This window comes from Klebsiella sp. HN106 (genome assembly GCF_051209435.1).
Taxonomy (GTDB): domain Bacteria; phylum Pseudomonadota; class Gammaproteobacteria; order Enterobacterales; family Enterobacteriaceae; genus Klebsiella; species Klebsiella oxytoca.
Genome location: NZ_JBLURD010000016.1, coordinates 57,422 through 69,563, shown reverse-complemented (window position 1 = coordinate 69,563; position 12,142 = coordinate 57,422). Strand labels below are relative to the sequence as shown.

14 protein-coding genes are annotated in these 12,142 nt (G+C 56.0%); 9 read left to right on the top strand and 5 right to left on the bottom strand.

Annotated features, from left to right (window positions below; genetic code table 11):
• Nucleotides 1-58 precede the first annotated feature (58 nt).
• A complete protein-coding gene (locus tag ACSIPU_RS25730; protein ID WP_064352017.1) occupies nucleotides 59-787 on the bottom strand; it encodes a MurR/RpiR family transcriptional regulator in 729 nt (242 codons plus the stop codon).
• A gap of 50 nt (nucleotides 788-837) precedes the next feature.
• Here ACSIPU_RS25730 and yqfB point away from each other — a divergent pair, with 50 nt between their 5' ends.
• Nucleotides 838-1,149 (top strand): N(4)-acetylcytidine aminohydrolase, encoded by a 312-nt coding sequence (yqfB, locus tag ACSIPU_RS25725; RefSeq protein ID WP_004105571.1) that lies wholly within the window; start codon nucleotides 838-840, stop codon nucleotides 1,147-1,149.
• Between the two features lie 161 nt (nucleotides 1,150-1,310).
• Nucleotides 1,311-1,970: a PAQR family membrane homeostasis protein TrhA gene (gene trhA / locus ACSIPU_RS25720; protein ID WP_004105569.1), complete on the top strand. Its 660-nt coding sequence runs from the start codon at nucleotides 1,311-1,313 to the stop codon at nucleotides 1,968-1,970.
• Nucleotides 1,971-2,097: 127 nt separating this feature from the next.
• On the opposite strand, the gene ygfZ is transcribed toward trhA, so the two are convergent.
• Entirely contained in the window at nucleotides 2,098-3,081 is a 984-nt protein-coding gene (gene ygfZ, locus ACSIPU_RS25715; protein WP_004115279.1) for a tRNA-modifying protein YgfZ, read from the bottom strand.
• A gap of 243 nt (nucleotides 3,082-3,324) precedes the next feature.
• On the opposite strand from ygfZ, the gene sdhE reads away from it, so the two are divergent.
• The gene (sdhE, locus tag ACSIPU_RS25710; RefSeq protein WP_004105561.1) at nucleotides 3,325-3,591 is read left to right on the top strand and encodes an FAD assembly factor SdhE; all 267 of its coding nucleotides are present in this window, start codon (nucleotides 3,325-3,327) and stop codon (nucleotides 3,589-3,591) included.
• Nucleotides 3,572-3,982, top strand: a complete 411-nt coding sequence (locus tag ACSIPU_RS25705) for a protein YgfX (RefSeq protein ID WP_004105559.1) — start codon at nucleotides 3,572-3,574, stop codon at nucleotides 3,980-3,982. The genes sdhE and ACSIPU_RS25705 overlap by 20 nt, the downstream gene beginning before the upstream one ends.
• Nucleotides 3,983-3,990: 8 nt before the next feature.
• Here ACSIPU_RS25705 and fldB read toward each other — a convergent pair whose 3' ends face one another.
• On the bottom strand, nucleotides 3,991-4,512 hold the full coding sequence (gene fldB / locus ACSIPU_RS25700) for a flavodoxin FldB (RefSeq protein WP_004105557.1): 522 nt from the start codon (nucleotides 4,510-4,512) through the stop codon (nucleotides 3,991-3,993).
• Between the two features lie 121 nt (nucleotides 4,513-4,633).
• Between fldB and xerD the strand changes: the two genes are divergently transcribed.
• From xerD to lysS, 5 genes are all read left to right on the top strand, one after another.
• Nucleotides 4,634-5,530: a site-specific tyrosine recombinase XerD gene (gene xerD, locus ACSIPU_RS25695; RefSeq protein WP_004105555.1), complete on the top strand. Its 897-nt coding sequence runs from the start codon at nucleotides 4,634-4,636 to the stop codon at nucleotides 5,528-5,530.
• A 22-nt stretch (nucleotides 5,531-5,552) separates the two neighbouring features.
• A complete protein-coding gene (gene dsbC / locus ACSIPU_RS25690; RefSeq protein WP_004105554.1) occupies nucleotides 5,553-6,266 on the top strand; it encodes a bifunctional protein-disulfide isomerase/oxidoreductase DsbC in 714 nt (237 codons plus the stop codon).
• 5 nt (nucleotides 6,267-6,271) lie between these two features.
• On the top strand, nucleotides 6,272-8,005 hold the full coding sequence (gene recJ / locus ACSIPU_RS25685) for a single-stranded-DNA-specific exonuclease RecJ (protein WP_004105553.1): 1,734 nt from the start codon (nucleotides 6,272-6,274) through the stop codon (nucleotides 8,003-8,005).
• Nucleotides 8,006-8,090: 85 nt separating this feature from the next.
• Nucleotides 8,091-9,189 (top strand): peptide chain release factor 2 gene (prfB, locus tag ACSIPU_RS25680; protein WP_097365639.1). Its coding sequence is split into 2 segments (ribosomal slippage): nucleotides 8,091-8,165 and nucleotides 8,167-9,189, totalling 1,098 coding nucleotides; the frame shifts between segments, so codons are not numbered across the junction.
• Between the two features lie 9 nt (nucleotides 9,190-9,198).
• A complete protein-coding gene (gene lysS, locus ACSIPU_RS25675; RefSeq protein ID WP_004105551.1) occupies nucleotides 9,199-10,716 on the top strand; it encodes a lysine--tRNA ligase in 1,518 nt (505 codons plus the stop codon).
• 106 nt (nucleotides 10,717-10,822) lie between these two features.
• Here lysS and idi read toward each other — a convergent pair whose 3' ends face one another.
• On the bottom strand, nucleotides 10,823-11,371 hold the full coding sequence (idi, locus tag ACSIPU_RS25670) for an isopentenyl-diphosphate Delta-isomerase (RefSeq protein WP_032729068.1): 549 nt from the start codon (nucleotides 11,369-11,371) through the stop codon (nucleotides 10,823-10,825).
• A gap of 52 nt (nucleotides 11,372-11,423) precedes the next feature.
• Nucleotides 11,424-12,140: a DUF554 domain-containing protein gene (locus tag ACSIPU_RS25665; RefSeq protein ID WP_004105549.1), complete on the bottom strand. Its 717-nt coding sequence runs from the start codon at nucleotides 12,138-12,140 to the stop codon at nucleotides 11,424-11,426.
• Nucleotides 12,141-12,142 lie beyond the last annotated feature (2 nt).

Sequence of the window (12,142 nt, the reverse complement as noted above, 5' to 3'; positions counted from 1 at the left end):
CGATATAACAATTTGCCTGAAATGGAATTTGTTACATCGGAAAAACACCCTGTTATTTTCAGACGAGTTTGCGCGCTAATTTACGGCCCAACGTTTCCAGAATATAAATAACCGGGATCTGCGTGGTAATATCGTAGACGCCGCCGATGCGCGTTTGCGGAACGTGCCAGGAGAGATTGAAGTCGGCGAGCTTTGCCAGCCGCGAGTGCTCGTGGCTGGTGATGGACATCACTTTACAGCGATGCAGGCTGAACTGGCTGGCAAAGCGCAGGATTTCTTCGGTTTCACCGGAGACCGACAGCACAATAGCCAGAGCATTACGCGCCATATCATTGGTCACCGGAAAATAAGGATCGTCGATATGATTGCTGAATTTTCCGACGTTAGAAAAGAAACGTGCGCCATATTTTGCCAGCGCGCCGGAGGTGCCGGCGCCGACGAAAATAATTCTTTCCGAAGCGAGTATAATATCAACCGCCTGCTCGAGCAGTTGGTCAAATTCATCGTTATTGATGCTTTTAAAAAAGCTCATTATTTCGCTGGCGCCGATATTTGCCTGTTGAGGCTCATTCTGCTCCAGATATAATTTAAAGCGTACGCGAAACTCCGAGTAGCCTTCGCACTGCAGCTTGCGGCAGAAGCGCAGAACGGTAGTCGTGGAGACTCCGGCCGCTTCCGCCAGCTCGCGGATGGTCATGTACATCACTTTGTCGCGATTTTTAATGACGTAGTGATAGACCATCATCTCAAGATTATTGAGACTGGCGATAGCGGCGTGGGAGAAGATACTCACAGTGGCAAACTCACAATTCATAATGACCAGGACGGAATGATATCATGCAGCCAAATGACATAACCTTTTTTCAGCGTTTTCAGGACGACATTCTCGCCGGACGCAAAACGATTACCATCCGCGATGCTGCTGAATCGCACTTTAAAATGGGCGATGTGCTGCGCGTTGGCCGCTATGAAGATGACGGCTATTTTTGCACTATTCGTGTGGTGGCCACCTCAACGGTAACGCTGGATACGCTGACCGAACTGCATGCGCAGCAGGAAAACATGACGCTGGCGCAGCTGCGTGAGGTGATTGCGGAGATCTATCCTGAAGAAAAGCAGTTTTATGTTATTGAATTCGAAAAGCTTTAATAAAATAGTGAACGTCTGTTAGTTGAAATTTTTATGTAAGCTTTTGATTTTATACTGTTCATAAATATTCACCTTTTTATTTTAGCGAACAGGTGTTCACTGGAATCATTCTCAGTTAACCTAAGTGTGCATTGAAAGCGTACGGGTTTTCGGAGTCAAATATGGTTCGCAAATCGTTAATCACACAGGGATATTCTCTGGCAGAGGAAGTTGCCAACAGCATCAGTCACGGGATCGGGCTGGTGTTCGGTATCGTTGGTCTGGTGCTGTTGTTGGTGCAGGCGGTAGATAGCAACGCCGGCGCAACGGCTATCACCAGCTACAGTCTGTACGGCGGCAGCATGATTTTGCTGTTCCTCGCCTCGACCCTCTATCACGCGATTCCGCATCAGCGGGCTAAGCTGTGGCTAAAAAAATTCGACCACTGCGCCATCTACCTGCTGATTGCCGGAACCTACACGCCGTTTCTGCTGGTGGGGCTAAATTCGCCGCTCTCGCGCGGGCTGATGATCGTCATCTGGAGCCTGGCGCTGCTGGGGATCCTGTTTAAGCTGACGATTGCGCATCGTTTTAAGATCCTCTCTTTAGTGACCTATCTGACTATGGGCTGGCTGTCGCTGATCGTCGTTTATCAGCTGGCGATTAAGCTGGCGATTGGCGGCGTGACGCTGCTTGCGGTGGGCGGGGTCGTCTATTCGCTGGGGGTTATTTTCTACGTTTGTAAGCGTATTCCGTACAACCACGCTATCTGGCACGGCTTTGTGCTGGGCGGCAGCGTGTGCCACTTCCTGGCGATTTATTTGTACGTCGGGCAGGCTTAAATTTTGAGAAATCTCCCGGCTCGCGCTACGCTTAGCCGGGCTACAGGTTCACCGTCGTCTGAGGGCTGGTAGCCGGGACAGGCGCGTTATCGCCGCCTCCAGGAAGAAGGCGGCGGGGAATATCGCTTTAACTCTCTTCCAGCGAATACGGCAGCGGCTCAATGCTCAGGCTGCCGGCATCGTCGCGCACGCGGAATACGCTGCCCGGCTCCATATCGTTATTCATCACTACCTGCACCAGCAGGCGACCATCATCCAGCTGCACGGCCGCTAAAACGGTACCGGTACGACGCCAGTTGTCACCCATCTTCATTTCCAAGTCTTCCCCGGCTTCAGGCACGCGGCTGGCGGTCCCGGCCAGATACCACAGGGCGCGCTTATTGGCACCGCGGAATTTAGCGCGGGCAACCATCTCCTGACCGGTATAGCAGCCTTTTTTGAAGCTGATGCCGCCCAGCGCCTGCAGGTTGGTGGCCTGCGGAATAAACTGCGCGCTGTTGGCGCTGTCGATGACCGGCAGGCCAGCTTCAATATTCAGCGCCAGCCACTGCTGGCTATTGTTTAGCTGTGCTTCGCCGCGCAGCGCGTCGGTGATGCGGGTGGCGGTTGCCACATCGGTCACCAGCAGGAAGCGCTCGGCGGGATGCTCAAACCACAGCACGCTGGTGGCACCTTCGCTGACAACCTGTTTATCGGCATTTGGCAGCTCGTTAAACAGCGGCGTCAGCGCAGCGCGTGCCTGGAACCCGGCAACGCCCAGCAGCACGGATTCATCGTCGGCGGCGATGGTCACTTTAGAGAACACCGCATACTTTTTCAGTTCAGTCAGCTGCGCATCGCGCAGGCTGCGGCGCTCAATCCACGCAAAACCCTCGTTGCGACGGAAAACGCGCAGATTGCTCCACATCTTGCCCTTGGCGTCACAATGCGCGGCAAGCAGATGCTGCTCGTCGGTCAGGTGGCTGACGTCAGCGGTGATCTGCCCCTGCAGATATTTCTCGCCATCCGGCCCGGTAATCGTCGCCAGCGCCCAGTCATCCAGCGTCATCAGCGTTAACGGCAGACGAGCGGAAGAGGAGGGCTGACGCGGAGGAAAAGGTGTAAAAGCCATAGTCATATCCTGAATAGCTTAACGCAGAGTGTGTGACTAATGGTAAAAGAGCTATGGTGCAATGCAAGCGCTTTTGCCAGGCCATTCGTGCCCTCAAAACTGGGCGCTAACGCGAACGAAATTATCAATAACCTGATTATTTTAGAGATTTCATGGAATAGCGCTCGTGAATCTTGATATTCCAGTGAAGTCAGCGGCGAAAACGGGTTAAACTAAGCAATATTTATAAGCAGGAAGTAAAACATGGATATTAACAATAAAGCTCGCATCCACTGGGCATGCCGCCGGGGAATGCGTGAACTCGATATCTCCATCATGCCGTTTTTTGAGCATGAGTACGATACGCTCAGTGATGACGATAAGCGGTTGTTCATCCGCCTGCTGGAAAATGACGATCCGGACCTGTTCAACTGGTTGATGAACCATGGCGAACCGGCTGATGCAGAACTGCAGCGGATGGTAAAATTAATTCAGACACGGAATCGGGAACGTGGTCCTGTGGCAATCTGATTTACGCATCTCGTGGCGAGCGCAATGGTTCTCACTGTTGATGCACGGCGTGGTGGCGGCGCTGGTGCTGGTGTTGCCCTGGCCGCTGAGCTATACCCCGCTGTGGCTGATACTGCTGTCGCTGGTGGTGTTCGACTGCGTGCGCAGCCAGCGGCGGATCCATGCCCGACAGGGGGAAATAAAGCTGCTGATTGACTCTCGCCTGCGCTGGCAAAAAGCGGAGTGGGATATCGTCGGCACCCCGTGGGTAATCAATAGCGGAATGCTGCTGCGTCTGCGAAATACGGAAAACCAACGCACTCAGCATCTATGGGTGGCGGCGGATAGCATGGACGCGGGCGAGTGGCGCGATCTGCGTCGGCTGGTGTTACAGAAACCGACGCAAGATTAAGCCTGGACTCAGGCGAACTGCTCAGCCATTTCGCCGAGGATTTGCTCGCACCAGTTCTGAATACGCTCATCGCTCAGGTCATACTGGTTGGTTTCATCGAGCGCCAGACCAACGAACAGCTGGCCGTCGGCGATGACCGGTTTCGGGCTGGTAAATTCATAGCCTTCGGTTGGCCAGTAGCCGATGAACTTAACCCCTTTTGTTGCCAGCTTATCGTGCAGCATGCCGAGCGCGTCAAGGAACCATTCGCCGTAGCCTAGCTGGTCGCCCATGCCATAGAGCGCGACGATTTTACCCTGCAGATCCAGCGTATCAAGCTGCTGCCAGACCGCCTCCCAGTCCTCCTGGATCTCGCCAAAATCCCAGGTTGGAATGCCGAGGATCAGCACATCATATTGCGTCATCAGGGCAGGGGAATCATCTTTCAGGTTATGCAGCGTCACCAGTTCAGGGCCGATGATATCGCGGATTTTTTCCGCCGCCATTTCTGTGTAGCAGGTGCTGGAGCCGTAAAAAAGACCTATGTTCATCGCGGAAACGTCTCAATTCTTGCTGTGACTTTGCGCTTAGTGTACCAGAAAGGCCGCGCCCGCCTGCAACTCGAATTATTTAGGGTATAATGGCGCCGTTTTAATATACAAAGAGGCCGGAGTGGAACAGGATCTCGCACAAATCGAGCAGTTTCTTGATGCCTTGTGGCTGGAGCGGAATCTGGCGGAAAACACGCTGAGCGCCTACCGCCGGGATCTGACGATGGTCGTGGAATGGCTGCATCATCGTGGCCTGTCGCTTGCTAGCGTCAGCGGCGAAGATCTCCAGTCGCTGCTGGCGGAGCGGCAAACCGGCGGTTATAAAGCCACCAGCACCGCGCGCCTGCTAAGCGCCGTGCGTCGCTTCTTCCAGCATCTGTACCGGGAAAAAATTCGCCCCGATGACCCCAGCGCGCTGCTCGCATCGCCAAAGCTGCCGCAGCGGCTGCCGAAGGATCTGAGCGAGGCGCAGGTTGAACGCCTGCTTCAGGCCCCTTTGGTTGAACAACCGCTGGAACTGCGTGATAAAGCGATGCTGGAAGTGCTGTACGCCACCGGTCTGCGCGTTTCTGAACTGGTGGGCCTGACCATGAGCGATATCAGCCTGCGTCAGGGCGTGCTGCGCGTGATCGGTAAAGGAAATAAAGAACGTCTGGTGCCGTTAGGCGAAGAGGCGGTACTGTGGGTTGAGAATTACCTGGAATACGGGCGTCCCTGGCTGCTGAACGGCGTGGCTTCCGATGTGCTTTTTCCCAGCCAGCGCGCGCAGCAGATGACGCGCCAGACGTTCTGGCATCGAATTAAGCACTATGCCGTACTGGCGGGAATTGATAGCGAAAAGCTCTCTCCGCACGTGCTGCGCCATGCGTTCGCTACCCATTTACTTAATCACGGCGCCGACTTACGCGTGGTGCAGATGCTGTTAGGACACAGCGATCTCTCCACGACGCAGATCTATACCCACGTGGCGACCGAGCGTCTGCGACAACTCCATCAACAGCATCACCCGCGTGCGTGAGTGCTGAAAAAAAGGACTGAGTATGAAAAAAGGTTTACTGATGTTCACTCTGCTGGCGACCACCTTATCCGGTGCGGCGCATGCCGATAGCGCGGCGATCAAGCAACTGCTGGCGAAGCTTGGCGTGCAGAGCTCGGACGTGCAGCCTTCGCCGGTCAAAGGCATCAGCACCGTGTTGACGGACAGCGGCGTGCTGTACGTCACCGATGATGGTAAACACATTATCCAGGGGCCGATGTACGATGTCAGCGGCGCGCAGCCGGTAAACGTTACCAATGCGCTGCTGGGGGGGAAGCTAAACGCCCTGGAAAAAGAGATGATCGTCTACAAAGCGCCGCAGGAAAAACATGTCATCACCGTCTTCACCGATATTACCTGCGGTTATTGCCACAAGCTGCATGAGCAGATGAGCGACTATAACGCGCTGGGGATTACCGTGCGCTATCTGGCCTTCCCGCGCCAGGGGCTGCAAAGCGAAGCCGAGCAGAATATGAAGGCTATCTGGTGCGCCAAAGATCGCAACAAAGCGCTGGATAACGCGATGAGCGGCAAAGGCGTGCAGCCAGCGAGCTGCGATGTTGATATCGCTAAACACTACACGCTCGGCGTGCAGCTTGGCGTTAACGGCACGCCGGCGATGGTGCTGAGCGACGGTACGCTGATGCCTGGCTATCGCGATCCTAAAGACCTGAAAGCGCTCCTTGATGAGCATCAAAAACAGATAAGCGGTAACTGATTCGCGTGAAACAACAGATACAACTACGCCGCCGCGAGGCGGCTGACGGCGTCGATTTACCTGACGATCTCCCTCCGCTGCTGCAGCGGCTGTACGCCAGCCGCGGCGTGCGTAGCGCGCAGGAGCTGGAACGCGGTGTAAAAGGTATGCTGCCATGGTCGCAGCTGACCGGCGTCGAAAAAGCGGTAGAGATGCTCTACGGCGCATTTAAGCAGGAGCTGCACATTGTGGTGGTCGGCGATTTTGACGCCGACGGCGCTACCAGCACTGCGCTTAGCGTTCTGGCCCTGCGGGGGCTGGGCTACGGCAACGTCTCGTACCTGGTGCCAAACCGTTTTGAGGATGGCTATGGCCTGAGTCCGGAAGTGGTCGATCAGGCTCACGCCCGCGGCGCGCAGATGATAATGACCGTGGATAACGGCATTTCCTCCCACGCCGGCGTCGAGCGCGCCCATGCGCTGGGTATTCCGGTGCTGGTGACCGATCACCATCTGCCGGGGGATACGCTGCCTGCCGCCGAAGCGATTATTAACCCGAACCTGCGGGACTGCGAGTTCCCGTCAAAATCGCTGGCCGGGGTTGGCGTGGCCTTTTATCTGATGCTGGCGCTGCGCACTTTTCTGCGTGATAAAGGTTGGTTTGATGAGCGCGGCATTGCGCCGCCGAATCTGGCGGATTTACTCGATCTGGTGGCGCTTGGCACCGTGGCGGACGTCGTACCGCTGGATGCCAACAACCGTATTCTGACCTGGCAGGGGCTGAGCCGCATTCGGGCAGGTAAATGCCGTCCGGGCATCAAGGCGCTGCTGGAAATCGCCAACCGCGATCCGCAAAAGCTGGCGGCAAGCGATCTCGGCTTCGCGCTTGGCCCGCGCCTTAATGCGGCAGGGCGGCTGGACGACATGTCCGTCGGCGTGGCGCTGCTGCTGTGCGACAACACCGGCGAAGCGCGGGTGCTGGCCAATGAGCTGGACGCGTTAAACCAGACGCGTAAAGAGATAGAACAGGGGATGCAGGCGGAAGCGCTGACCCTGTGTGAAAAGCTGGAACGCAGCAGCGAGACGCTGCCCGGCGGCCTGGCGATGTACCACCCGCAGTGGCATCAGGGCGTCGTCGGCATTCTGGCCTCGCGTATTAAAGAGCGCTTCCATCGCCCGGTTATCGCCTTTGCGCCCACCGGTGACGGTACGCTCAAAGGCTCAGGTCGGTCGATTCAGGGGCTGCATATGCGCGATGCGCTGGAGCGTCTGGATACCCTCTATCCCGGGCTGATTCTGAAGTTCGGTGGTCATGCCATGGCGGCGGGTTTGTCGTTAGAAGAGGCGCGTTTTGAGGAGTTTCAGCAGCGTTTCGGCGAACTGGTGACCGAGTGGCTCGATCCTGCGCTACTGCAGGGCGAAGTGGTCTCCGACGGCCCGCTGGCGGCGGCAGAGATGAGCATGGAGGTCGCACAAATGCTGCGCGACGCCGGGCCATGGGGGCAGATGTTCCCTGAGCCGCTGTTCGATGGCCGTTTTCGTCTGCTACAACAGCGTCTGGTCGGCGAGCGTCACCTGAAGGTGATGGTTGAGCCGGTCGGCGGCGGCCCGCTGCTGGACGGTATTGCGTTCAATGTGGATACTTCCATTTGGCCGGATAACGGCGTTCGCGAAGTTCAGCTTGCCTATAAGCTGGATATCAATGAGTTCCGCGGCAACCGCAGCCTGCAGCTGATCATTGACCACCTCTGGCCAAATTGAGAACAGTATATTAATGAGAGCGCGAATCCGGTAGAATTCCGCTCTTATCACCGCATTTTGACGAATCCATTAAAAGAAACCGACCATGTTTGAAATAAATCCGGTAAAAAACCGTATTCAGGACCTCACGGAGCGCTCGGACGTTCTTAGGGGGTATCTTTGACTACGATGCTAAGAAAGAGCGTCTTGAAGAAGTAAACGCCGAGCTGGAGCAGCCTGACGTCTGGAACGAACCAGAACGTGCGCAGGCGCTGGGCAAAGAGCGTTCCTCGCTGGAAGCCATCGTTGATACGCTGGATCAGATGTCTCAGGGGCTGGAGGATGTTTCCGGTCTGCTGGAGCTGGCCGTTGAAGCCGACGACGAAGAGACCTTTAACGAAGCCGTTGCTGAGCTTGATGTGCTGGAAGAGAAGCTGGCGCAGCTTGAGTTCCGCCGCATGTTCTCCGGCGAATACGACAGCGCCGATTGCTACCTCGACATCCAGGCCGGTTCCGGCGGTACGGAAGCGCAGGACTGGGCGAGCATGCTGATGCGCATGTATCTGCGCTGGGCCGAAGCGCGCGGCTTCAAGACCGAGATCATCGAAGAGTCTGAAGGCGAAGTGGCGGGCATTAAGTCCGTGACCATCAAGATTATTGGCGACTACGCTTACGGCTGGCTGCGTACCGAAACCGGCGTTCATCGTCTGGTACGTAAGAGCCCGTTCGATTCCGGCGGCCGCCGCCATACCTCTTTCAGCTCCGCATTCGTTTATCCGGAAGTGGATGACGATATTGATATCGAAATCAACCCGGCGGATCTGCGCATTGACGTTTATCGCGCATCCGGCGCGGGCGGTCAGCACGTTAACCGTACGGAATCCGCGGTGCGTATCACCCATATTCCGACCGGCTTAGTGACTCAGTGCCAGAACGACCGTTCACAGCACAAGAACAAAGACCAGGCCATGAAGCAGATGAAAGCGAAGCTTTATGAGCTGGAAATGCAGAAGAAAAATGCCGAGAAGCAGGCGATGGAAGATACCAAATCCGACATCGGCTGGGGCAGCCAGATCCGTTCTTACGTGCTGGATGACTCCCGCATTAAAGATCTGCGTACCGGGGTGGAAACCCGCAACACTCAGGCGGTGCTGGACGGCAGCCTGGATCAATTTATCGAAGCAAGTTTGAAAGCAGGGTTATGAGGAACCAACATGTCTGAACAACAAGCACAGGGCGCTGACGCGGCAATTGACCTTAATAATGAACTGAAAGCCCGTCGTGAGAAGCTGGCTGCGCTGCGTGAGCAGGGTATCCCGTTCCCGAATGATTTCCGTCGTGACCACACCTCTGACCAACTGCACGCTGAATTCGATGCCAAAGAAAACGAAGAGCTGGAAGCGCTGAACGTTGAAGTCGCCGTTGCTGGCCGCATGATGACCCGCCGTATCATGGGTAAAGCCTCCTTCGTTACGCTGCAGGACGTTGGCGGCCGCATTCAGCTGTACGTCGCCCGCGACGATCTGGCGGAAGGCGTCTACAACGAGCAGTTCAAAAAATGGGACCTCGGGGACATCATCGCGGCGCGCGGTAAGCTGTTCAAAACCAAGACCGGTGAACTCTCCATCCATTGCACCGAGCTGCGCCTGCTGACCAAAGCCCTGCGCCCGCTGCCGGACAAATTCCACGGCCTGCAGGATCAGGAAGCGCGCTATCGTCAGCGCTACCTGGATCTGATCTCCAACGATGAATCGCGCAACACCTTTAAAGTGCGTTCGCAGATCCTGGCCGGCATCCGCCAGTTCATGGTCGGCCGCGGCTTTATGGAAGTGGAAACCCCGATGATGCAGGTGATCCCCGGTGGCGCTTCCGCCCGTCCGTTCATCACCCATCACAACGCGCTGGATCTGGATATGTACCTGCGCATCGCGCCGGAACTGTACCTGAAGCGTCTGGTGGTTGGCGGCTTCGAGCGCGTGTTCGAAATCAACCGTAACTTCCGTAACGAAGGTATCTCCGTTCGTCATAACCCAGAGTTCACCATGATGGAACTCTATATGGCCTATGCGGACTATAAAGACCTGATCGAGCTGACCGAATCCCTGTTCCGCACCCTGGCGCAGGACGTTCTCGGCCATACCGAAGTGCCTTACGGCGATCAGACCTTTGATTTCGGCAAGCCGTTTGAAAAACTGACGATGCGCGAAGCGATCAAGAAGTACCGTCCGGAAACCGAGATGGCCGATCTGGATAACTTCGATTCTGCAAAAGCCATTGCGGAAAGCATCGGCATTCACGTTGAGAAGAGCTGGGGTCTGGGCCGCATCGTGACCGAGATCTTCGAAGAAGTGGCGGAAGCGCATCTGATTCAGCCAACCTTCATCACCGAATATCCGGCAGAAGTCTCTCCGCTGGCGCGTCGTAACGACGAGAACCCGGAAATCACCGATCGTTTTGAATTCTTCATCGGCGGGCGTGAAATCGGTAACGGCTTTAGCGAGCTGAACGATGCGGAAGACCAGGCGCAGCGTTTCCTCGATCAGGTTAACGCGAAAGCTGCCGGTGACGACGAAGCCATGTTCTATGACGAAGACTACGTCACCGCGCTGGAGCACGGCCTGCCGCCGACCGCGGGCCTCGGTATCGGTATCGACCGTATGGTGATGCTGTTTACCAACAGCCACACTATCCGCGACGTGATCCTGTTCCCGGCGATGCGTCCGGTAAAATAAGTTCTGAACCCTGAATCATTCGAGTTGCATGAAAGCCAACGCACATGCAACCTGAAGTATGGCGGGTAGACTGTAATAAACGAAACCCCAGCGCTGCTGGGGTTTTTTATGCCTGGCGGCTAAAGCTTATTAAGGCATTACGCGCATTATCATCCGCAGCCTGCATGACCATCCACGGGCTAAAAGCCCAGGGCGTCGCGCGAATTGCGCTTAAAACATCCTCAATATGGCTCCACTGAAAATCCATCACTTCGTCAGGATTTATCCGTAACGCGCTGGCTACTCGTGCCGCATAGACCGGACAGACCTCGTTTTCGACAATGCCATTCGGCGCGACGGCCCGGTAACGGAACCCCGGAAAGACCGGGACGATACGGGTTATCTCGACGCCGAGCTCAAAGCGGCAGCGGCGCTCAACGGCCTGTTCAAAGGTTTCACCGGTTTGCGGATGCCCGCAGACTGAGTTCGTCCATACGCCTGGCCAGGCTTTTTTGCCCAGCGAGCGGCGCGTGACCAGCAGTTGGCCTTGTTCATTGAACAGCCAGCTGGAAAACGCGAGATGCAGAGGGGTATTGAGGGTGTGGGCGGCATACTTCTCCAGCATACCTGTAGGCTTATCTTGCTCGTCCAGCAAAATGACATGTTCCCCGGCCATGACAACTCCTGAAATAGAAAATGACCCGGCACAAACCCGCCGGGTCATGTACTCAGGCCACTAGGGTAGCCCATAAATGGGACAAAGGCATTACCAAAACAAGCCCTGGCAACATGTTGGCTACCGGAAAGAGCTTAATGTTACAGATACGCAACCCGGTCGCCACCATCAGCAGCCCGCCGGCGCAGGAGAAATCCGCCATCATATCAGGCGAGATCGACGGCAGAATAACCACCGCCAGCATCGCCAGCGCCACCTGAATAATGACCTGCGGGATAGCAATGGTCATCACCGCGTAGCCCAGCAGCGTCGCGAAAATCCCGGCGGTAAATAGATCGAGAATCGTTTTGATATACAGAATTGACGGATCGCCGCTCATGCCTTCGGTCATCGCGCCGAAAATACCGGTGCCGCTGGCGCAAAACAGAACCAGGATGGCGACAAATTTCTCGGTAAACTCTTCATGGCCGAGGCCATTGACCGGCGGCAGCACTTTGTTGATCAAACCGCGGGTGGAACCTGCGGCTTTACCGATGCCCTTTTCCAGATGCAGCAGTTCGCCGAGGATGGCGCCAATCACCATTGCCAGCACGACGGCGGGCATATATTTCACTTTGAGCACCAGCGTAATACCAAGACCAACGGAGCACAGGCCGAAGGTCATCGGCAGCGCCGTTTTGACGCGCTCGGGGAGCTTGCCGCCCGCCGCAGCGCCGATGAGTCCGCCGATAATCACGGCGGCTCCGTTTACATATGGGCCGATTAACATTG